Source organism: Paraburkholderia sp. Cpub6 (genome assembly GCF_014201065.1).
Classification (GTDB): Bacteria; Pseudomonadota; Gammaproteobacteria; order Burkholderiales; family Burkholderiaceae; genus Paraburkholderia; species Paraburkholderia tuberum.
Genome location: NZ_JACHDM010000017.1, coordinates 59,138 through 78,070, shown reverse-complemented (window position 1 = coordinate 78,070; position 18,933 = coordinate 59,138). Strand labels below are relative to the sequence as shown.

At 65.4% G+C, this 18,933-nt stretch carries 16 protein-coding genes and 1 riboswitch; of the genes, 13 read left to right on the top strand and 3 right to left on the bottom strand.

Annotation, left to right across the window (positions count from 1 at the left end):
- Positions 1-218: 218 nt before the first annotated feature.
- From fliS to HDG33_RS24860, 4 genes are all read left to right on the top strand, one after another.
- Positions 219-653, top strand: coding sequence for a flagellar export chaperone FliS (fliS, locus tag HDG33_RS24875; protein WP_090802543.1), 435 nt, complete (start codon positions 219-221; stop codon positions 651-653).
- On the top strand, positions 650-976 hold the full coding sequence (locus HDG33_RS24870; protein ID WP_184034839.1) for a flagellar protein FliT: 327 nt from the start codon (positions 650-652) through the stop codon (positions 974-976). Before fliS ends, HDG33_RS24870 begins: the two co-directional genes overlap by 4 nt.
- A gap of 106 nt (positions 977-1,082) precedes the next feature.
- Positions 1,083-2,498, top strand: a complete 1,416-nt coding sequence (locus HDG33_RS24865) for a flagellar hook-length control protein FliK (protein ID WP_184034836.1) — start codon at positions 1,083-1,085, stop codon at positions 2,496-2,498.
- Positions 2,498-2,857, top strand: a complete 360-nt coding sequence (locus HDG33_RS24860) for an EscU/YscU/HrcU family type III secretion system export apparatus switch protein (RefSeq protein ID WP_184034833.1) — start codon at positions 2,498-2,500, stop codon at positions 2,855-2,857. The genes HDG33_RS24865 and HDG33_RS24860 overlap by 1 nt, the downstream gene beginning before the upstream one ends.
- Positions 2,858-3,530: 673 nt before the next feature.
- Here HDG33_RS24860 and HDG33_RS24855 read toward each other — a convergent pair.
- Both HDG33_RS24855 and HDG33_RS24850 read right to left on the bottom strand, forming a co-directional pair.
- Positions 3,531-4,949, bottom strand: coding sequence for a coniferyl aldehyde dehydrogenase (locus HDG33_RS24855; protein WP_184034830.1), 1,419 nt, complete (start codon positions 4,947-4,949; stop codon positions 3,531-3,533).
- 109 nt (positions 4,950-5,058) lie between these two features.
- Positions 5,059-6,747, bottom strand: coding sequence for an isovaleryl-CoA dehydrogenase (locus HDG33_RS24850; protein ID WP_184034827.1), 1,689 nt, complete (start codon positions 6,745-6,747; stop codon positions 5,059-5,061).
- A gap of 316 nt (positions 6,748-7,063) precedes the next feature.
- On the opposite strand from HDG33_RS24850, the gene HDG33_RS24845 reads away from it, so the two are divergent.
- Positions 7,064-8,725 (top strand): GMC family oxidoreductase, encoded by a 1,662-nt coding sequence (locus HDG33_RS24845; protein ID WP_184034824.1) that lies wholly within the window; start codon positions 7,064-7,066, stop codon positions 8,723-8,725.
- Positions 8,726-8,791: 66 nt separating this feature from the next.
- On the opposite strand, the gene HDG33_RS24840 is transcribed toward HDG33_RS24845, so the two are convergent.
- Positions 8,792-9,760 (bottom strand): LysR family transcriptional regulator, encoded by a 969-nt coding sequence (locus tag HDG33_RS24840; protein WP_184034821.1) that lies wholly within the window; start codon positions 9,758-9,760, stop codon positions 8,792-8,794.
- A 112-nt stretch (positions 9,761-9,872) separates the two neighbouring features.
- Here HDG33_RS24840 and HDG33_RS24835 point away from each other — a divergent pair, with 112 nt between their 5' ends.
- From HDG33_RS24835 to HDG33_RS24800, 8 genes are all read left to right on the top strand, one after another.
- Entirely contained in the window at positions 9,873-10,364 is a 492-nt protein-coding gene (locus tag HDG33_RS24835; protein WP_184034818.1) for a CidA/LrgA family protein, read from the top strand.
- On the top strand, positions 10,361-11,086 hold the full coding sequence (locus tag HDG33_RS24830) for an LrgB family protein (protein WP_184034815.1): 726 nt from the start codon (positions 10,361-10,363) through the stop codon (positions 11,084-11,086). The genes HDG33_RS24835 and HDG33_RS24830 overlap by 4 nt, the downstream gene beginning before the upstream one ends.
- A 65-nt stretch (positions 11,087-11,151) precedes the next feature.
- A riboswitch (S-adenosyl-L-homocysteine riboswitch) is annotated at positions 11,152-11,286 on the top strand.
- Between the two features lie 33 nt (positions 11,287-11,319).
- Positions 11,320-12,738, top strand: a complete 1,419-nt coding sequence (gene ahcY, locus HDG33_RS24825; RefSeq protein WP_184034812.1) for an adenosylhomocysteinase — start codon at positions 11,320-11,322, stop codon at positions 12,736-12,738.
- Between the two features lie 173 nt (positions 12,739-12,911).
- Positions 12,912-13,265 (top strand): phage holin family protein, encoded by a 354-nt coding sequence (locus HDG33_RS24820; RefSeq protein ID WP_090805530.1) that lies wholly within the window; start codon positions 12,912-12,914, stop codon positions 13,263-13,265.
- Positions 13,266-13,276: 11 nt separating this feature from the next.
- Positions 13,277-14,107, top strand: coding sequence for a methylenetetrahydrofolate reductase [NAD(P)H] (gene metF, locus HDG33_RS24815; RefSeq protein WP_184035098.1), 831 nt, complete (start codon positions 13,277-13,279; stop codon positions 14,105-14,107).
- A 158-nt stretch (positions 14,108-14,265) separates the two neighbouring features.
- On the top strand, positions 14,266-15,924 hold the full coding sequence (locus tag HDG33_RS24810; RefSeq protein ID WP_260330583.1) for an ABC transporter substrate-binding protein: 1,659 nt from the start codon (positions 14,266-14,268) through the stop codon (positions 15,922-15,924).
- Positions 15,925-16,129: 205 nt separating this feature from the next.
- Positions 16,130-17,761 carry an ABC transporter substrate-binding protein gene (locus HDG33_RS24805; protein ID WP_184034809.1) on the top strand — a complete coding sequence of 544 codons (1,632 nt, stop codon included), beginning with the start codon at positions 16,130-16,132 and terminating at the stop codon, positions 17,759-17,761.
- A 155-nt stretch (positions 17,762-17,916) separates the two neighbouring features.
- On the top strand, positions 17,917-18,927 hold the full coding sequence (locus HDG33_RS24800) for an ABC transporter permease subunit (RefSeq protein WP_184034807.1): 1,011 nt from the start codon (positions 17,917-17,919) through the stop codon (positions 18,925-18,927).
- Positions 18,928-18,933 lie beyond the last annotated feature (6 nt).

Genomic DNA, 18,933 nt, shown 5'->3' with positions numbered 1-18,933 from the left:
CGCCTGAAGGACTGCCTGAAGGACCGCCTGAAGGTCCACACGAGTCCCGTCCGACGATCCCGTGCCCGCCCAGCGGCGCTTTCGATCCTCCTTACACCGGACTAAAGCTTTGTCGTCGCGCATCCGATAACCCAATTACAGGTCAGCGACCGGCGCGTCGACGCGCCGCGCGGCCACGCCACGACTTAACCGCAGCCAGTATCAGAGGAGGAGCGCCGATGTTTTCCCAAGGGCACGCTGGAGCCAACGCGTATGCGCGTGTCGGTATCGAAACATCCGTGATGGGCGCAAGTCCGCATCGTCTGATCGTGTTGCTGTACCAGGGCGCACGCCAGGCGATCGCGCAAAGCCGCATGCATTTGCAGCAGGGCAACGTGGCCGAGCGTGGCATGGCGATCAGCAAGGCGATCCGGATCATCGAAAGCGGGCTGCAGCAGTCGCTCAACCTCGAGGTGGGCGGCGAAATCGCCGAACGGCTCAATGCTTTGTACGACTATATGGCGCGTCGACTGTTGCAAGCCAATATCAATCAGAGCGAGGCGATGCTCGTGGAGGTGGACCGTCTGCTCGCGACGCTCGAAGAGGCATGGATCGGGATAGCCCCGGAGATCGCGCGGATGGCAGCACAGCCAGCCGCGGAAAGCCTGAGATGACATCGAACGCAGAATATTTTGCCCGCTACGAGGCGATCGCGGCGCTGTCCTGCCGCATGCTGATGGCGGCCCGTCGTGCACTGTGGAACGACCTGGTGCACTTGCAGGAAGAGTATCGGCAGCTGGTCGAAGCGCTGCGCGAAGCCGACGTGGGCGTCAAGCTCGACGAGGCCGAACGCCTGCGCAAGTACGCGCTGATCCGCCAGATCCTCGCCGACGACGCCGCGATCCGCGACCTCGCGAATCCGTGCATGGCGCATCTGTCGGCGCTGTTCGCCGGCCAGTCGACGCGCGTGCTGAAGGAGTTGTACGGGGCGCGCTGAGCGCGAGCGGGCGCGCGCGTGAGCTGGCGCCACGCCGCATGCGTCTGAAGGATCGGAGCAATCAGAGCATCGCGCGCGTTGCCGCGGATGCGACCAAGGAACCGGCATGAACGGAATCGATTCGGCCCTCGCTTCGGTGCTGTCGAGCCGGATCGACAGCCTGCTCAGCATCGCGCCGGGAACCGCGACCACCTCGCAGACCGGCGCGGCCGGCGTCGATACCGCGGTTCCCGCGGCGCCTGCGAACGTGACGCCCGCGCCCCAGCCGTCCGCGCAAACCGCGCTGTCGGCCGTCGCGCTGACGCTGAATGCGATTGCGCACTCAGGCGGCGAGGCCACACCGGCGGTGCTCGGCCGCGCGCCGATCTGGGCGGCCGCGCCGGCGCTCGACGTCGCCATCGAAAGCTTGCCGCTGACCGATGCGGCGGGCGCCGCGACAGTCAATTTCGCTGCCGGCGATTCCGCCGCTGCTGCCAGCACCAATACCAATCCCAACGCCGCCGCCAGCGCAACCGCGACCGCCACCGCGAGCGTGGCGGCGACCGAAGTGCCGGTCGCGGCGCTCGCGGCCGCGCTGCAACAGACGCTCGCCGACAGCGGCCTGTTCTACGAGGCGCATCTCGCGGCGTGGCTGGTCGGCCAGCGCTCGCCGGCCCAACTGGCGAACGAGGCGCAGAACCAGCTCGTCGCAGATTCTCAATTGCCTCCCGACTGGAGCGCCGACGCTGGCGACGCGAGCGCGCGGACCGCTGCGGCGAACGGAGCCGCCGAGGCAACGCCACGCGGCACGGCGAACGTTGCCGAGAACAACCCTGCCATGCACGCGATGCCGTCGATCCTGACCGCGCAGGCCGCGCGACTCGTCGCGGGCGAGCTGCTGGCCAGCTCGGTGTCCGACCTGAATGGCCAGTCCACACACGCGGGGCTGCACAGCGCGGTGTCTCAGGCGGCCGATGCCGGCTCGTCGCAGAGCGCGCAGGCGATGGCGGCGGCGGTGCATCCGGCGACGGTGCCGCTCGTGCGCCAGCAGCTCGATCTGCTTGCGACCGGACAGTTCCGCTGGACCGGCGAGGCGTGGCCCGGCGCGCGTCTGGACTGGACGATCGAGCAGGATGGCGACGAATGGGACCGCAGCGGCGGCGGCCTCGCGAGCGAGGACGACCGGCCGTGGCGCACGCGCCTGACGCTGTCGCTGCCGACGCTCGGCACCGTCGATGCCGAACTGACGCTGACCGGCACCCGGCTGAGCGCGCGCGTGCAGGCGAGTCCGCGGGGCGCCGCGCGGCTCGCGATGCAGGGGGACGGTTTCCGTCAGCGGCTCGCGGCGGCGGGGCTCGAGCTGCAGGGTTTGACGATTCGCGAGATCGGCGGCGGTGTGCCTGGTACTACCGCGGCGGGCACCTCGGCGGCGGGTGCGCAGGCCGCGAGCGCGTATGCACGGTCGGCGTCGGCGGCTGTGGCCACGTCGACGGCGTCGGCGTCGGGCGCCGCATCGCGCGACGACCTCGAATGGGATATCTGATGAGCCGCACCCATCGTCGCAGCGCGGCTGCGCTTGTTTATGACGCTCATGGCGGCGAGCCCGCTCCGCGTGTGGTCGCCAAGGGGTATGGGCTGCTCGCTGAGATGATCGTGCAGCGCGCGAAGGAGGCAGGGCTCTATGTGCATGAGGCGCCCGAGATGGTGTCGCTGCTGATGCAAGTCGATCTGGATGCGCGGATTCCACCGCAGCTTTATCAGGCTGTCGCCGAGTTGCTGGCCTGGTTGCATCGGCTCGAGAGTGGGGTTGATGCTGAGACGGGCAATGGCGCTGGCGCGCCGGATGTGGTTGATGTTGTTGCTACTGATGTGCCTGGCGGCGCTAGTACTGTGGATCACTGAAGGTGTGTGTTTGCCCTTCTGCAGGGCGGGCGCTTTTTTGTCGTTGTTCTTTGCGGTGTTGGCCTTTCCTTGCTTTGTTATCGGTCTATTAGCGTTGCCCCTGTGCGGGGCGGCACCTACTTTCTTTGCTGCTGCAAAGAAAGTAGGCAAAGAAGACAGCTCAAACCGCCAACTCTTAAGCGGGTCCCTCGGTCTGCATGAGGTAGTGGTGCATCTGGAATCCGTGCTCCCGCACATTCGGCGCCAGTGACAAAGCAGTCATTCTTCCGTCGGCGCTACGCGCGCCGAAACCCCGCTCAAAAACCACTGGTTGTTTCGGCGCATCGCCGAGGCGCAGCCGAGGGCCCCCGCTGCGCGGGCCGAACCATTGGTTTCCCTGGCAGACCCGTCCGCGACGCACGTAGTGCGGAGTGGGAGGGATGATGGCTTTGTCACGAACGGGGGAATGTGCGGGGGCCCGGATTCCAGATGCACCACTACCCCTTCCAAGCCAGGGGACCCGCTTAAGAGTTGGCGGTTTTAGCTGTCTTCTTTGCCTACTTTCTTTGCAGCAGCAAAGAAAGTAGGTGCCGCCCCGCACAGGGGCAACGCTAATAGACCGATAAGTCAGCAAGGAAAGGCCAAAAAAGCCAGAACAACGACAAAAAAGGCCTCACCCCGCCCAGGGGCAAAATCAAAACCTCATCATCAACTTCAACACCGCGTTCACGCGCCTCCCGTACGGTGGCGAAATCAACCCGCGCGCATTCAACCGCGCCTGCATGAGCACGGGCTTCATCTTGGAAAAAGTAACGAACCCCTCGTACCCGTGGTACGCCCCCATCCCACTCGCCCCGACCCCGCCGAACGGCAAACTCTCACATGCCAGATGCATCAGCGTCTCGTTAACCGCCATGCCGCCGGCGATCGTTTCATGCGTGACACGCTCAACCGTCCGCGCATCGTCGGCATAGAGATAAAGCGCCAGCGGCCGCGGCCGAGCATTGATCCACGCGATCGCGTCGTCGAGCGTGTCGTACGGCACGAGCGGCAACAGCGGCCCGAAAATCTCCTCCTGCATCAGCGCGCATTCGTCCGGCGCGCCAGTCACGGCGATCAGCGGAAAGCGCCGGCTCCCGGCATCGGGCGTCGCGTTGGTCAGCGCATGCAATTGCGCGCCCGCAGCCCGCGCTTCGTCGGCGAGACGTTCGAGCCGCTCGAAGTGCCGCGAAGAAATGATCGACGTGTAATCCGGGTTCTGCGCGAAGTCCGGATACATCCTCGCCATCCGCACGCGCGCCCGTTCGATGAACGCCTGCTCCTTGCCGCGCGGCACCAGCACGTAGTCGGGCGCCACACAGGTCTGCCCCGCGTTCAGCGTCTTGCCGGCGATCAGATTGTCGACCGCGTTGTCGAAACGCGCATGCGCGCCGATCAGCGCCGGCGACTTGCCGCCGAGTTCGAGCGTGACCGGCGTCAGATGCTCGGCCGCCGCGCGCATCACTTCGTGACCGACCTTCGTCGAGCCGGTGAACAGCAGATGATCGAACGGCAGCGCGCTGAACGCGGCCGCGAGCGCCGCATCGCCGTTGACGACCGCGACGTGAGTGCGCGCGAACGTCTGACCGATCAGCAGCTCGAATAGCGCCGAGGTGCGCGGCGTCAGCTCGGACATCTTGATGATCGCGCGATTGCCGGCCGTCAGCGCGCTGATCAACGGCCCGACCGCGAGCAGCACCGGATAATTCCACGGCACGATGATGCCGACCACGCCGAGCGGCTGCGGCACCACCTTCGCGCGCGCCGGCAGCAGCCACTTGTTGGTGCGGCGGCGCTGCGCTTTCATCCAGCGCTTGCCGTGACGCAGCGCGGCATCGATTTCTTCCTTCACGAGCAGGAATTCGGCGAGCAGCACTTCTTCCTTCGCGCGATTGCCGAAGTCCGCGTGCATCGCGTCGGCGAGCGCGTCGCGATTGTCGAGCATCAGCTTGCGCAGCGCACGCAGATGCGTCGCGCGCGTGTCCCACGACGGATACGGCGCGCGCAGATACGCGTGACGTTGATCACGCAACAGTGCTTGGAGCGCGGCGACCTCCGGCACATCGTTCTTCATGTGAGTCCACTCCCAGACGGATGACCGTGCGCCTCGAGCGCACTTATATTGGTTTGAGGTTGAGTCGGAGTTGCGAGCGGCGCGCTCGGGGTTAGCGCGCCCGCCGCGGTTACGCGGGAAAGGCGCGCTCGACGATCGCCGCGTGATCGAACGTGGCCGGCAGCGTGCCGTACACGCGGCCGCTTTCGCCGCAGCCGTCGGCGAGACGCGTCGCGATGAACGCGTCGGCGACCCCGGCGGGCGCGTGCTGCGCGAGCAGCGTCGCCTGCGCGATCAGCACGATCTGCTGCGCGATACGTCGCGCCGACGCCTCGCGCGGTTCGGCCGGTCCGTTCAGCGTCGCGGCGAGACGCGCGAGCGCCGCGCCCAGCGCCGGATGCGCGCGCGCGACGTCCTGCCAGGCGGCGAACAGCGCTTGCGCGGCCTGCGGCTCGCGCTCCATCGCGCGCAGCACGTCGAGGCACATCACGTTGCCCGAGCCTTCCCAGATCGAATTGACCGGCGCCTCGCGATAGAAGCGCGCCATCGGCCCGGTTTCGACGTAGCCGTTGCCGCCCCAGACTTCCATCGCCTCGCCGGTGAATTCGAGCGCGCGCTTGCAGACCCAGTACTTCGCGGCAGGCGTAACGATGCGCCGCCAGGCGCGTTCGGCCGATGAAGCCGACGACGCGTCGGCGGATTCCTCGAACGCGCGCGCGAGGCGCATGAACAGCACCGTAGCCGCTTCGGATTCGAGCGCGAGATCGGCGAGCACGTTGCGCATCAGCGGCTGCTCGGCAAGGTGCCGGCCGAACGCGCTGCGATGCCGCGCATGATGGACCGCCTGCACGAGCGCGGCACGCATCAGCGCGGCGCTGCCGATCACGCAGTCGAGCCGCGTGTAGCTCGCCATTTCGATGATGGTCGGCACGCCGCGTCCTTCGTCGCCGATCATCACACCGTACGCGTCGAGAAATTCGACTTCGCTGCTTGCGTTGGAGCGATTGCCGAGCTTGTCCTTCAGACGCTGGATCTGCACCGCGTTCTTGCTGCCGTCCGGCGCGAAGCGCGGCACGAAAAAGCACGACAGCCCCTCGTGCGTGTCGGTGCGCGCGAGCACCAGATGGGCGTCGCACTGCGGCGCCGAGAAGAACCACTTATGACCGACGAGCCGGTAGGCGCCGCCGTGTCCGCCGGCACCGTCGAACGCATGGGCGCGCGTCCGGTTGCTGCGCACGTCGGAGCCGCCCTGTTTCTCGGTCATGCCCATGCCGATCATCGCCGAGCGCTTTTGCGTGAGCGGCACGTCGCGCGGATCGTGCTCGCGTGTGTACAACTGGTCGCGCAGCGTATCGAACAACGTGGATTCGCGCCGCAACACCGGAATGCTCGCGAATGTCATCGTCAGTGGGCACAGCGAGCCGGATTCGATCTGTGCATGCATGAAGTAGCCGGCGCAGCGCGCGGCCATCGCGCCGCTTCGCGGCTCGGCGAACGGCAGCGCGTGTAGCCCTTCGCGGCGCAGCAGCGCGAGCAGTTCATGCCACGCGGGATGGAACTCGAGCGCGTCGATGCGCTCGCCGCGCGGACTATGCGTGACCAGCTCCGGCGTATGGCGGTTGGCGAGCTCCGCGAGCGCGAGCGTGTCGGGCGTCGTCAGCGTCGCGCCGTGTCGCAGCAGCGCCTCGCGATGCCAGCTCGCGCCGTCGCGATCGACGGCCGCGCTCAAAGCGGCGTCGCTCGCGAACAGGTTGTAGTCCGCGAGCGGCGGTGCCTGATTCGTCACCTCATGAGTCTGGCCGAAGCCGTGCCGTTCCATCTGCTGTCTCCGTGCTTTCGCTATTGTGCGCCGCTTTGCCGACGGCATCCGCGATGCGCTTTGTCGCATCTGTTCGAGCGCCGCGCGTGATGCCGCATGCCGGAAGGAGGGCGCGCGTCGCGCCATGTTTGGAAGGCGCGCGCGGGCCGTACGCGCCTTTCATCATAGGGGCGTGTTGCCGCCGGCGTTTAGAGGAATCGTTCTGTCAGGGAGCCGCCGCAGCCCCAATACGCTCCCTACAATGCGCAGAAAACACACGTAGACAAGTGTGCACGAGACAGGGTCCGCGAGCAACGCGGCCCATCAGGAGGAGCGCATGCAATACGACTACATCGTCGTCGGTGCGGGCTCGGGCGGCTGCACGCTCGCGAGCCGTCTCGCGGATAGCTGTCCCGACGCGACCATCGCGCTGATCGAGGCCGGTCCGCATACCGGGCGCAATCTGTTGGTGAACATGCCGGTCGGCGTCGCGGTCGTGGTGCCGAATAGACTGAAGACCAACTACGGCTACCTGACCACGCCGCAGCCGGGGCTCGCCGGTCGCCAGGGCTATCAGCCGCGCGGACGCGGTTTCGGCGGATCGAGCGCGATCAACGCGATGATCTACACGCGCGGCCATCCGCTCGATTACGACGAGTGGGCGCGGCTCGGCTGCGACGGCTGGTCGTGGGCCGAGGTGCTGCCGTATTTTCGCCGCGCCGAAGACAACGAGCGCGGCGCCGATGCGTGGCATGGCGAGGCCGGTCCGCTGACCGTGTCCGATCTGCGCTTCAGGAATCCGTTTTCCAGGCGCTTCGTGCAGGCCGCGCTCGAAGCGGGCTACAAAGCGAACGACGACTTCAACGGCGCGGACCAGGAAGGCATCGGCTTCTATCAGGTCACGCAACGTGACGGGCGCCGTTGCAGCGTCGCGCGCGCGTACATCTACGACCGGCCGCGCGCGAATCTGCACACGATGGCCGACGCGACCGTGCTGCGCGTCGTGTTCGACCGCAAGCGCGCGAGCGGCGTCGAAATCGTGCGCGGCGGCCGCGCCGAAACGCTCGCGGCGCGCGCCGAGGTCGTGCTCGCCGCTGGGGCGTTCAACTCGCCGCAACTGTTGATGTGCTCGGGCATCGGGCCGGCCGCGCATCTGCGCTCGCTCGGCATCGACGTGCTTCACGATGCGCCCGAGGTCGGCCAGAACCTGATCGATCACATCGATTTCACGATCAACAAGCGCGTGAGGTCGATCGAGCCCACCGGCTTCTCGGTGCGCGGCATCGCGCGGATGCTGCCGCAATTCGTGACCTTCATGCGACACGGGCGCGGCATGCTGACGAGCAACGTCGCCGAGGCGGGCGGTTTTCTGAAGAGCCGGCCGACGCTCGCGCGGCCCGATCTGCAACTGCATTTCTGCGCGGCGATCGTCGACGATCACAACCGCCATATGCACTGGGGCCACGGCTATTCGCTGCATGTATGCGTGCTGCGTCCGCATAGCCGCGGCACCGTGACGCTCGCAAGCGCCGATGCGCGTGTCGCGCCGCTGATCGATCCGCGCTTTCTGAGCGATGCGCGCGATCTCGATCTGCTCGTCGAGGGCGCGAAGATGGCGCGGCGCATTCTCGGCGCGCCGTCGCTCGCGCTGCACGGCGGCGAGGAGTTATACACGCGGCCAGGGCAATCGGATGCGGAACTGCGCCAGACGATCGCCGAGCGCGCGGACACGATCTATCACCCGGTCGCGACCTGCCGGATGGGCGGCGACGCGCGCTCGGTCGTCGATCCGCAATTGCGCGTGCGCGGCGTGACGGGGTTGAGGATCGTCGATGCGTCGGTCATGCCGACCCTGATCGGCGGCAACACCAATTCGCCGACGGTGATGATCGGTGAACGGGCGGCGGAGTTGATCGCGACGAGCCGGCGAGACGGAGCGGGGAGGTCGGCGACGGTGACGCCCCCGAACCCAGGTGACATGCCGGCGCAGGCGGTTTGATCGCCGTTTGCAAGGAGGTCGGCAAACGCGAGCGGCGTAACGCGGCCGGCGGCCGGACGCCGCCCGTCACTCGCCTGAGGGTGGCAGAGCGCCTTGCGGCGCTGTGATTCCGTTAAAGCCGATCCCCGGTCCGAGTATGAAATCGTCGCTGACGTGTGTCGGCAGCGTTTCGCGCGCGACGTCGAGCCACGCGCGCGCCGCGTGCGACAGATAGCCGTTGCGGCGCCAGCCGATCGCCATCTCCCACGGGATCTCCGGTTCGACGACCGGGCGGCAGGTGAACTGCGCGGGATCGAGCCGCCGGCAATAGGGCGCGGGCAGCAGCGCGATGCCGACGCCGGCCAGCACCAGCGCCGCCATGAAGTCCCAATGCGCGCTGCGTCCGACGATCGCGGGCGCAAATCCCGCCGCGCGACACGCGTTCAACACGACGTCATTCAGCGCGAGGCTTTCGCCGTAAAACACGAACGGCTCATCGGCGAGTTGGGCGAGCGGCACCTCGTTCAACGCATCCCAGCGCGAGCCGGCGCGCGCGACGAGCCACAACAGCTGGCGCGACATCGGCAGCACGTCGATGTTGTCGGGGTCGACCGGCTGCAGCACACCGCCCAGTTCCAGTTCACCGTTGATCAGCGCGGCTTCGATCGCGCGCGAGCCCTGCTCGAACAGCTTCAGCTCGATCTTCGGATAGCGCTGGCGGAACGCGGCGATTGCGGGTGTGAAGAGCGCACCGCCCATCGGCGGAATGCCGATTGCCAGTTCACCGCGCCCGAGCGTGTCGAGATCGTTCAGCTCGGCCTGCAGTTGCGCGTGCGCGGCGAGCACGTCCTGGCCGCGCTGATAGACGATCCGGCCCACGTCGGTGAGAACCATCTGGCGGCCGTCGCGCAGCAGCAGCGGCGAGCCGATTTCGTCTTCCAGCGACTTGACCATCTTGCTGACGGTCGGCTGCGTGACGAACATCTGCTCAGCGGCGACGGTGAAGCTTTGCTGACGGACCACTTCGACGAAATAGCGCAGCGCGCGGAGTTCCATGAGCGTGGTCTCCAGAATTCCAGTTTGGAATGATTTCGATGATTGTAAGTCATTTTGTTTATGGCGCGGCGAGCCCCATACTAAGTGCCTTCCACGCCAGCCAGGGGATGTCGTGTCCGCGCCAGTTTTCGCCCGTTCCGCGCGTCCCGCCGGTGGCGGCTCAAGTGGGGACGCGGGCGGCTTCGGCCGTGTCGCACGCATCGCCGTGCAAAGCGCCGCGATCGCGGCGCTGTGGATTGGCGCCGATTTCATCGTGCGGCGGCTGCATCTGCCGGTGCCGGGCGGCGTGGTCGGCCTCGTCGTGCTGCTCGCGCTGCTGTTCTGTGGCGGTATCGCGCCGCGCTGGGTCAAGGCCGGCGCGGACTGGCTGCTGTCCGACATGCTGCTGTTCTTCATTCCGGCGGCAGTCGCCGCCGTGCAATACGGTGGCCTGTTCCGCGCGGACGGCTGGCGCCTCGCGCTGGTGGTGATCGCCGGCACCCTGATGGTGATGGTCGCGGTGGCGTTCGCTGTCGATCAGGCCGCGCGCGTCGAACGGCGTTTCGCGCTGCGCCGCGTGCGGGTTGCGCGTAAGGCAGGCAGTCTGTCGCGCGAGCGCCGATGAACCCGCTCCCGTTCGCTTCGCTGTTGGCCGACGACGCCTCGCGCCTGATCGCGGCCGGCTGCCTCGTGCTGACGATCGCGCTGTACTTCGCGTCGAAGGCGCTGTATGCGCGCGTGCGCTCGCCGTGGCTCACGCCGATGCTGACGGTGCCGGCCGCGCTCGTCGCGATCGTCGTACTCGCGCACATTCCGTATTCGCTTTACTTCGAGGACACGCGCTGGCCGATGTGGCTGCTCGGCCCCGCGACGGTCGCGTTCGCCGTGCCGATCTACGAGTACCGCGCACTCTTGAGGCGCCACTGGATCTCGCTGTCCGTCGGCGTGACGGTGGGCATTCTGGTCGGCGTCGGCGGCTCGCTGATGCTCGCGAAGCTGCTGCACCTGTCGCCGGACTTGCAGCGCAGCCTGATGACGCGTTCGGTGTCGACGCCATTCGCGCTCGCCGTGTCCGACAGGATTCACGCGCCGAAGGACCTGACCGCGCTGTTCGTGATCGCGACCGGCGTCTGCGGCATGCTGTTCGGCGAAATCGTGCTCGCGTTCGTGCCGCTGCGCACGCGGCTCGCGCGCGGCGCGCTGTTCGGCGCGGCCGCGCACGGCGTCGGCACCGCGAAGGCACGCGAGCTCGGCAGCGAGGAGGGCGTAGTGTCCAGCCTGACGATGATGATCGCCGGCGTCGCCATGGTGCTGCTCGCGCCGATGCTGGGGCTGTTGCCGATCTGAACCAGCGCGCTGCCGCACCATCCGGCGCACGCCGAAGTCATCTCGATTTGCTACAATCGCCGTTCGTCTTCGAGGAGCGTTGCGACGGGTACCGCGAATCCGCATTCGCCGGCCGCCCGCCAGGCTCGAAGGCTTCAATTGGCAGCATGGAATGCGCATCGCGCGAATCCGAACGCTGCCTCAAACCGCGCTCACGTCACATTTCTAGTCAATTTCTTAGAAAGGAGGGCGTGATGAACGCCGCAGTCATCGATTCCCAGAAGCAGGATTACGTTGTCGCCGACATGTCGCTCGCCGCTTGGGGCCGCAAGGAACTCACGATCGCCGAGACCGAAATGCCCGGCCTCATGCAGACCCGTGATGAGTACAAGGCGCAGCAGCCGCTGAAGGGCGCGCGCGTCGCCGGCTCGCTGCACATGACGATCCAGACCGGCGTGCTGATCGAGACGCTGACCGCGCTCGGCGCGGACGTACGCTGGGCCTCGTGCAACATCTTCTCGACTCAGGACCATGCCGCCGCCGCGATCGCGCAGGCCGGCACGCCGGTGTTCGCGTTCAAGGGCGAATCGCTCGATGAATACTGGGAGTTCTCGCACCGCATTTTCGAATGGCCGAACGGCGAGCTCGCCAACATGATCCTCGACGACGGCGGCGACGCGACGCTGCTGCTGATCCTCGGTTCGAAGGCCGAAAAAGACCGCTCGGTGATCGCCAGGCCGACCAACGAAGAAGAAGTCGCGCTGTACAAGTCGATCGCCGCGCACCTCGAAATCGACCCGACGTGGTACTCGAAGCGCCTCGCGGCGATCAAGGGCGTCACCGAAGAAACCACCACCGGCGTGCACCGTCTGTACCAGATGGAAAAGGAAGGCCGCCTGCCGTTCCCGGCCATCAACGTCAACGACTCGGTCACGAAGTCGAAGTTCGACAACCTGTATGGCTGCCGCGAGTCGCTCGTCGACGGCATCAAGCGCGCGACCGACGTGATGATCGCGGGCAAGATCGCGGTCGTGGCCGGCTACGGCGACGTGGGCAAGGGCTGCGCGCAATCGCTGCGCGGTCTGGGCGCGACCGTGTGGGTCACCGAAATCGATCCGATCTGCGCGCTGCAAGCGGCGATGGAAGGCTACCGCGTCGTGACGATGGAATACGCGGCCGACAAGGCCGACATCTTCGTGACCGCGACCGGCAACTACCACGTGATCAACCACGATCACATGAAGGCGATGCGTCATAACGCGATCGTCTGCAACATCGGCCACTTCGACTCGGAAATCGACGTCGCGTCGACCCGTCAGTACCAGTGGGAAAACATCAAACCGCAAGTCGACCACATCATTTTCCCGGACGGCAAGCGCGTGATCCTGCTGGCCGAAGGCCGCCTCGTGAACCTCGGCTGCGCGACGGGCCACCCGTCGTTCGTGATGTCGAACTCGTTCACGAACCAGACGCTCGCGCAGATCGAACTGTTCACGCAGGGCGCGAAGTACGAAAACAAGGTGTACGTGCTGCCGAAGCATCTCGACGAGAAGGTCGCTCGTCTGCATCTGGCGCGCATCGGCGCGAACCTGACCGTGCTGTCCGACGCGCAGGCCGGCTACATCGGCGTCGACAAGAACGGTCCGTTCAAGCCGAACCACTACCGCTATTAAGCACGCGGCCGTCCGCGGCTCGATGCGCGCGTTCGCGCGCCCGGCCACGCGGGCGGCGGTAAAAGCTTGACGGTCCGATCCCGGGGCGGCGCGCAATGCGCCGCTTTGTTCGCCAGCGCCGCTTTCCGTTTGCTGGACATCTTCTCCGCACAGGTGCTTACAAGGAGTTCTACATGACCGTGCTGCTGACCTGGCTCATCAACGCGCTCGCGCTGCTGATCATCACCTACATCGTTCCGTCGATCCATATCCGTAGCTTCGGTACCGCGCTGATCGTCGCGATCGTGCTCGGCCTCATCAATACGCTGCTGCGGCCGCTGCTGATCCTGCTGACGCTGCCCGTCACGATCCTCACGCTCGGACTCTTCATTCTGGTCGTCAATGCGCTGTGCTTCTGGCTGTGCGCGTCGCTGCTGAAGGGCTTCGAGGTGTCGGGCTTCTGGTCGGCGTTCTTCGGCTCGATCCTGTACAGCATCGTGTCGTGGCTACTGTCCGCGCTCATTTTCGGCAACCGCAGTCTCGGTTGACCTTTTTGACTATGAATCCGATCGAACTCTCATTCGAATTCTTCCCGCCGAAAACGCAGGAAGGCATCGACAAACTGCGCGCGACGCGCGCGGAACTCGTGTCGCTCAAACCGAAGTTCGTGTCCGTCACGTTCGGCGCCGGCGGCTCGACCCAGCAAGGCACGCTCGATACCGTCGTCGACATGGCGAAGGAAGGGCTCGAGGCGGCGCCGCATCTGTCGTGCATCGGCTCGTCGAAGGACAGCCTGCGTGCGATCCTCAACGAGTACCGCGCGTACGGCATCCGCCATATCGTCGCGCTGCGCGGCGATCTGCCCTCGGGCATGGGCGCGGTCGGCGAGCTGCGCTATGCGTCGGAGCTCGTCAGCTTCATCCGTGCCGAGTTCGGCGACTGGTTCTGGATCGAGGTGGCGGGTTATCCGGAATACCATCCGCAGTCGCGCTCGCCGCGTCACGATCTCGAAAACTTCGCGCGCAAGGTGAAAGCCGGCGCAAACTCGGCGATCACGCAGTACTTCTTCAACGCGGACGCGTACTTCCGTTTCGTCGACGATGCGCGCCAGCTCGGGGTCGACGTGCCGATCGTGCCCGGCATCATGCCGATCACGAACTTCTCGCAGCTGATGCGCTTCTCCGAAATGTGCGGCGCCGAAGTGCCGCGCTGGATCGCGCGCCGGCTAGAGAGCTTCGGCGACGACCGCGAGTCGATCCGCGCGTTCGGGCTCGACGTGGTGACGGCTCTGTGTCAACGGCTCCTCGACGCGAAAGTGCCGGGTCTGCACTTCTATACGCTGAACGCGGCCGCGTCGACCAAGGCGATCTGCGAACGGCTCGCCGTGTAATTGCGATGCCCGCGCGGCTGCAACGGCCGCGCGGTCCCCGCCAGTCTGGCATGGGTCGCAAATTTGTCCCAAATAGCGTGGTAAGTCCCTGTTGAAGCTCATTTTTGGGCTGTCTATCATCGAAACGCAGCCAACCCGGCTGCTGTGCGGAGGACGATATGACAGTGACAAGAAAGACTGCGGCACACCGGCTGTTCGCGCTTCACCAGTTCTGCCTGCCGGCTCTCGCCGCGCTCGCGGTCGCCACGAGCGGCCTCGCGCCCGCCGCGTCGCAGGCGGCCACGCTGCCCGACAAGACGCTGGTGTTCTGCTCCGAAGGCAGCCCGGCGGGTTTCGATACCGCGCAATACACGACCAGCGTCGAATTCAGCGCCGGCTCGTACACGGTCTATAACCGGCTCGTCGAATTTGCGCACGGCAGCACGGACATCGAGCCAGGACTCGCCGAAAAGTGGGACGTGTCGCCCGACGGCCTCACCTATACGTTCCATCTGCGCCACGGCGTCAAATTCCAGACCACGTCGTACTTCAAGCCGACCCGCGAATTCAACGCGGACGACGTCGTGTTCACCTACGAGCGCATGCTCGATCCCGAGAACCCGTTCCGCAAGGCGTATCCAGTCAATTTCCCGTATTTCAACGACCTCGGTCTCGCGAAGAACATCGCCAAAATCGAGAAGGTCGATCCGTACACGGTGCGCTTCACGCTGAAGGAAGTCGACGCGCCGTTCCTGCAGCAGATCGCGATGCCGTTCGCGTCGATCCTGTCGGCTGAATACACGGATCAGCTGCTGAAGGCGGGCAAGGCGTCCGACATCAACCAGTACCCGGTCGGCACCGGTCCGTTCATCTTCCGCAGCTATACGAAGGACGACACGATCCGCTTCGACGGCAATCCCGACTACTGGAAGCCGGGCGTCGCGAAGCTCGGCAAGCTGATCTTCGCGATCACGGTCGATCCGGCCGTGCGCCTGCAAAAGTTGAAGCGCGGCGAATGCCAGGTGATGTCCTATCCGCGCCCGGCCGACATCCCCACCGTGAAGGCCGATGCGTCGCTCGCGATGCCAAGCGAAGTGGGCTTCAACCTCGGCTATATCGCGTACAACACGACCAAAAAGCCGCTCGACAACGTGCTCGTGCGCCGCGCGCTCGACATGTCGGTCAACAAGAAGGCGATCATCGAAGCGGTCTACCAGGGCGCGGGCCAGGCAGCGACGAACCCGATGCCGCCGACGCAATGGGGTTACGACAAGAACCTGAAGGACGCGCCCTACGACGTCGACAAAGCGAAAGCGCTGCTGAAGCAGGCGGGCTACCCCGACGGCTTCGAGCTGACGCTGTGGGCGATGCCGGTACAGCGCCCGTATAACCCGAACGCGCGCCTGATGGCCGAAATGCTGCAGGCGGACTGGGCGAAGATCGGCGTCAAGGTCAACATCGCCACGTACGAGTGGGGCGAGTACATTCGCCGCGCGCACGCCGGCGAGCATCAGGCGATGCTGATCGGCTGGACGGGTGACTACGGCGACCCTGACAACTGGCTCGGCGTGTTGCTCGGCTGCGACGCGGTCAACGGCAGCAACTTCTCGAAGTGGTGCTACAAGCCTTATGACGATCTGATCAAGCAGGGCCGCAGCACCACCAACATGGCCGATCGCACCAAGGCTTATACGCAGGCGCAGGAGATCTTCAAGGACCAGGTGCCGTTCACGCCGATCGCGCATTCGACCGTCTATCAGCCGATCAGCAAGAACGTGACGGGCTTCAAGATCGATCCGTTCGGGCCGACGCAATTCCTGGAAGTTGGGGTGAAATAAGCGGGCGCGGCGCGCTTTTTTGCGCCGCTTTCGTCGCCGGGCGGCTCGGATTGGCCCGCCCGGCCCGTGACAAAACCGTGGCAAAACGTTTGCACGAAGTGTTTCCTGTCGTCAACAGAGGGATTTTGCTCCGCTTGGTAGCCGGCCCAAGCTCAAGTAATATCCCGCTACGCCGGCGCAAGCCGGCCCTGAACCTGGAGGAAACATGAAGCAAAACAATCTGTTGCGCGTCGCGCGTAGGTCCACGCTCGTCGCTGCCGCAGCGGCATCCCTGCTTGGCGTCACGAGCGCGCAGGCCGCTGGGATCCCGAACAAAACCCTCGTTTACTGCTCGGAAGGCAGTCCCGCGGGTTTCGATCCGGCCCAATACACGACGGGCGTCGACTTCACGGCCAACACGTTCACCGTCTATAACCGCCTCGTCGAGTTCGAACGCGGCGGCACCAAGGTCGAGCCCGGCCTCGCGGAGAAGTGGGACGTGTCGCCCGATGGCAAGACCTACACGTTCCATCTGCGTCATGGCGTGAAGTTCCAGACCACCTCGTTCTTCAAGCCGACGCGCGAATTCAACGCGGACGACGTGGTCTTCTCGTTCCAGCGCATGCTCGACCCGAACCAGCCGTTCCGCAAGGCGTATCCGGTGCAGTTCCCGTACTTCACCGACATGGGCCTCGACAAGCTGATCACGAGCGTCGAGAAAGTCGACCCGTACACGGTCAAGTTCACGCTGAAGGAAGTCAACGCGCCGTTCATCCAGAATCTGGCGATGGAATACGCGTCGATCCTGTCGGCTGAATATGCGGATCAGCTGCTCAAGGCAGGCAAGGCCGCCGACATCAATCAGTTCCCGGTGGGCACCGGTCCGTTCATCTTCCGCAGCTACACCAAGGACGCGACGATCCGCTTCGACGGCAATCCCGACTACTGGAAGCCGGGCGCGGTGAAGATCTCGAAGCTGATCTTCTCGATCACGCCGGATGCCGGCGTGCGCGTGCAGAAGATCAAGCGCGACGAATGCCAGGTGATGAGCTATCCGCGCCCGGCCGACATCGCGCCGCTGAAGGCCGAGCCGAACATCGACATGCCGTCGCAACCGGGCTTCAACCTCGGCTATCTCGCGTACAACGTGACGCACAAGCCGGTCGACAAGCTCGAAGTGCGCCAGGCGCTCGACATGGCGATCAACAAGAAGGCGATCATCGACTCGGTCTACCAGGGCGCGGGCCAGTTGGCCACGAACCCGATGCCGCCGACGCAATGGTCGTTCGTCAAGAACCTGCCGGCCGCCTCGTACGATCCGGCCAAGGCGAAGGATCTGCTCGCGAAGGCGGGCTACCCGAACGGTTTCGACCTCACGCTGTGGGCGATGCCGGTGCAGCGCGCGTACAACCCGAACGCGCGTCTGATGGCGGAAATGATCCAGGCGGACTGGGCGAAGATCGGCGTGAAGGCGAAGATCGTCACATACGAATGGGGTGAGTACATCAAGCGCGCGCACGCGGGCGAAGACGACACGATGCTGATCGGCTGGACCGGCGACAACGGCGATCCGGACAACTGGCTCGGCACGCTGCTCGGCTGCGAGGCGATCAACGGCAACAACTTCTCGAAGTGGTGCTACAAGCCGTTCGACGATCTGATCCAGAAGGGTCGCACGACGTCGGACGTGGCGACGCGCACGAAGATCTACGGCGACGCGCAGCATATTTTCGCGCAGCAACTGCCGTTCTCGCCGATCGCGCACTCGACCGTCTATCAGCCGGTCAGCAAGAAGGTAGTCGACATGCGCATCGAACCGCTCGGCTACGCGCGCTTCGACGGCGTCAGCGTCAAGTAATCGTAAAGTTCGCGCAGTAGGCCGCAATACAGTACGCCGCAACACAGTACACTTTTCGCACGGTTAGAAAACTGGTCGAAATGGTCCGGCGACCGGGGTCACGAGCCCTCGTCGCCGGTTGCGTTTTTTCATCACCAGTACCATGGGAGCGAACCATGTTCCGCTTCGTTTTGCGCCGCATCGGCATGGTGATACCGACGTTCATCGGCATCACGATCCTCGCGTTCGCGCTGATTCACCTGATCCCGGGCGACCCCATCGAAGTGATGATGGGCGAGCGCGGCGTCGATCCGGCCATGCATGCGGCCGCGATGCACCGCCTCGGGCTCGACGAGCCCTTGCCACTGCAGTACTTCCACTACATCATGCGTGCCGTGCACGGCGACCTCGGCACTTCGATCATCACCAACACGAGCGTGATGGGCGAATTCCTCGCGCGCTTTCCCGCGACCGTCGAACTGTCGTTCTGCGCGATGCTGTTCGCGCTGATCGTCGGCCTGCCGGCGGGCGTGTTCGCGGCGCTGAGGCGCGGCACGGTGGTCGATCACGGCGTGATGGGCACCGCCCTGACCGGCTACTCGATGCCGATCTTCTGGTGGGGCTTGATCCTCATCATGGTGTTCTCGGTCAAGCTCGGCTTGACGCCGGTGTCGGGCCGCATCGCGGTCGAATACGACATTCCGCACGTGACCGGCTTCATGCTGATCGACTCGCTGATGTCCACCGACGAAGGCGCGTTCAAATCCGCACTCAGTCACCTGATCCTGCCCGCGATCGTGCTCGGCACGATTCCGCTCGCGGTCGTCGCGCGCATGACGCGCTCGTCGATGCTCGAAGTGCTGCGCGAGGACTACATCCGCACCGCGCGCGCGAAGGGGCTGTCGCCGGGACGCGTGATCGTCGTGCATGCGCTGCGCAATGCGCTGATTCCGGTCGTCACCGTGATCGGCCTGCAGGTCGGCACACTGCTTGCGGGCGCGGTGCTGACCGAAACGCTGTTTTCATGGCCGGGCATCGGCAAGTGGCTGATCGACGCGATCGGCCGGCGCGATTATCCGGTCGTGCAGGGCGGTATCCTGTTGATCGCCACGCTGGTGATCGTCGTGAACCTCGTCGTCGATCTGCTGTACGGCGTGCTCAACCCGCGCATTCGCCATACGAGGTAAATCACG

Bases quoted from the DNA above. Each gene is read 5' to 3' on its own strand.
- fliS (WP_090802543.1), top strand. From the start codon at position 219: ATGTTTTCCCAAGGGCACGCTGGAGCCAACGCGTATGCGCGTGTCGGT.
- HDG33_RS24870 (WP_184034839.1), top strand. From the start codon at position 650: ATGACATCGAACGCAGAATATTTTGCCCGCTACGAGGCGATCGCGGCG.
- HDG33_RS24865 (WP_184034836.1), top strand. From the start codon at position 1,083: ATGAACGGAATCGATTCGGCCCTCGCTTCGGTGCTGTCGAGCCGGATC.
- HDG33_RS24860 (WP_184034833.1), top strand. From the start codon at position 2,498: ATGAGCCGCACCCATCGTCGCAGCGCGGCTGCGCTTGTTTATGACGCT.
- HDG33_RS24855 (WP_184034830.1), bottom strand. From the start codon at position 4,949: ATGAAGAACGATGTGCCGGAGGTCGCCGCGCTCCAAGCACTGTTGCGT.
- HDG33_RS24850 (WP_184034827.1), bottom strand. From the start codon at position 6,747: ATGGAACGGCACGGCTTCGGCCAGACTCATGAGGTGACGAATCAGGCA.
- HDG33_RS24845 (WP_184034824.1), top strand. From the start codon at position 7,064: ATGCAATACGACTACATCGTCGTCGGTGCGGGCTCGGGCGGCTGCACG.
- HDG33_RS24840 (WP_184034821.1), bottom strand. From the start codon at position 9,760: ATGGAACTCCGCGCGCTGCGCTATTTCGTCGAAGTGGTCCGTCAGCAA.
- HDG33_RS24830 (WP_184034815.1), top strand. From the start codon at position 10,361: ATGAACCCGCTCCCGTTCGCTTCGCTGTTGGCCGACGACGCCTCGCGC.
- ahcY (WP_184034812.1), top strand. From the start codon at position 11,320: ATGAACGCCGCAGTCATCGATTCCCAGAAGCAGGATTACGTTGTCGCC.
- HDG33_RS24820 (WP_090805530.1), top strand. From the start codon at position 12,912: ATGACCGTGCTGCTGACCTGGCTCATCAACGCGCTCGCGCTGCTGATC.
- metF (WP_184035098.1), top strand. From the start codon at position 13,277: ATGAATCCGATCGAACTCTCATTCGAATTCTTCCCGCCGAAAACGCAG.
- HDG33_RS24810 (WP_260330583.1), top strand. From the start codon at position 14,266: ATGACAGTGACAAGAAAGACTGCGGCACACCGGCTGTTCGCGCTTCAC.
- HDG33_RS24805 (WP_184034809.1), top strand. From the start codon at position 16,130: ATGAAGCAAAACAATCTGTTGCGCGTCGCGCGTAGGTCCACGCTCGTC.
- HDG33_RS24800 (WP_184034807.1), top strand. From the start codon at position 17,917: ATGTTCCGCTTCGTTTTGCGCCGCATCGGCATGGTGATACCGACGTTC.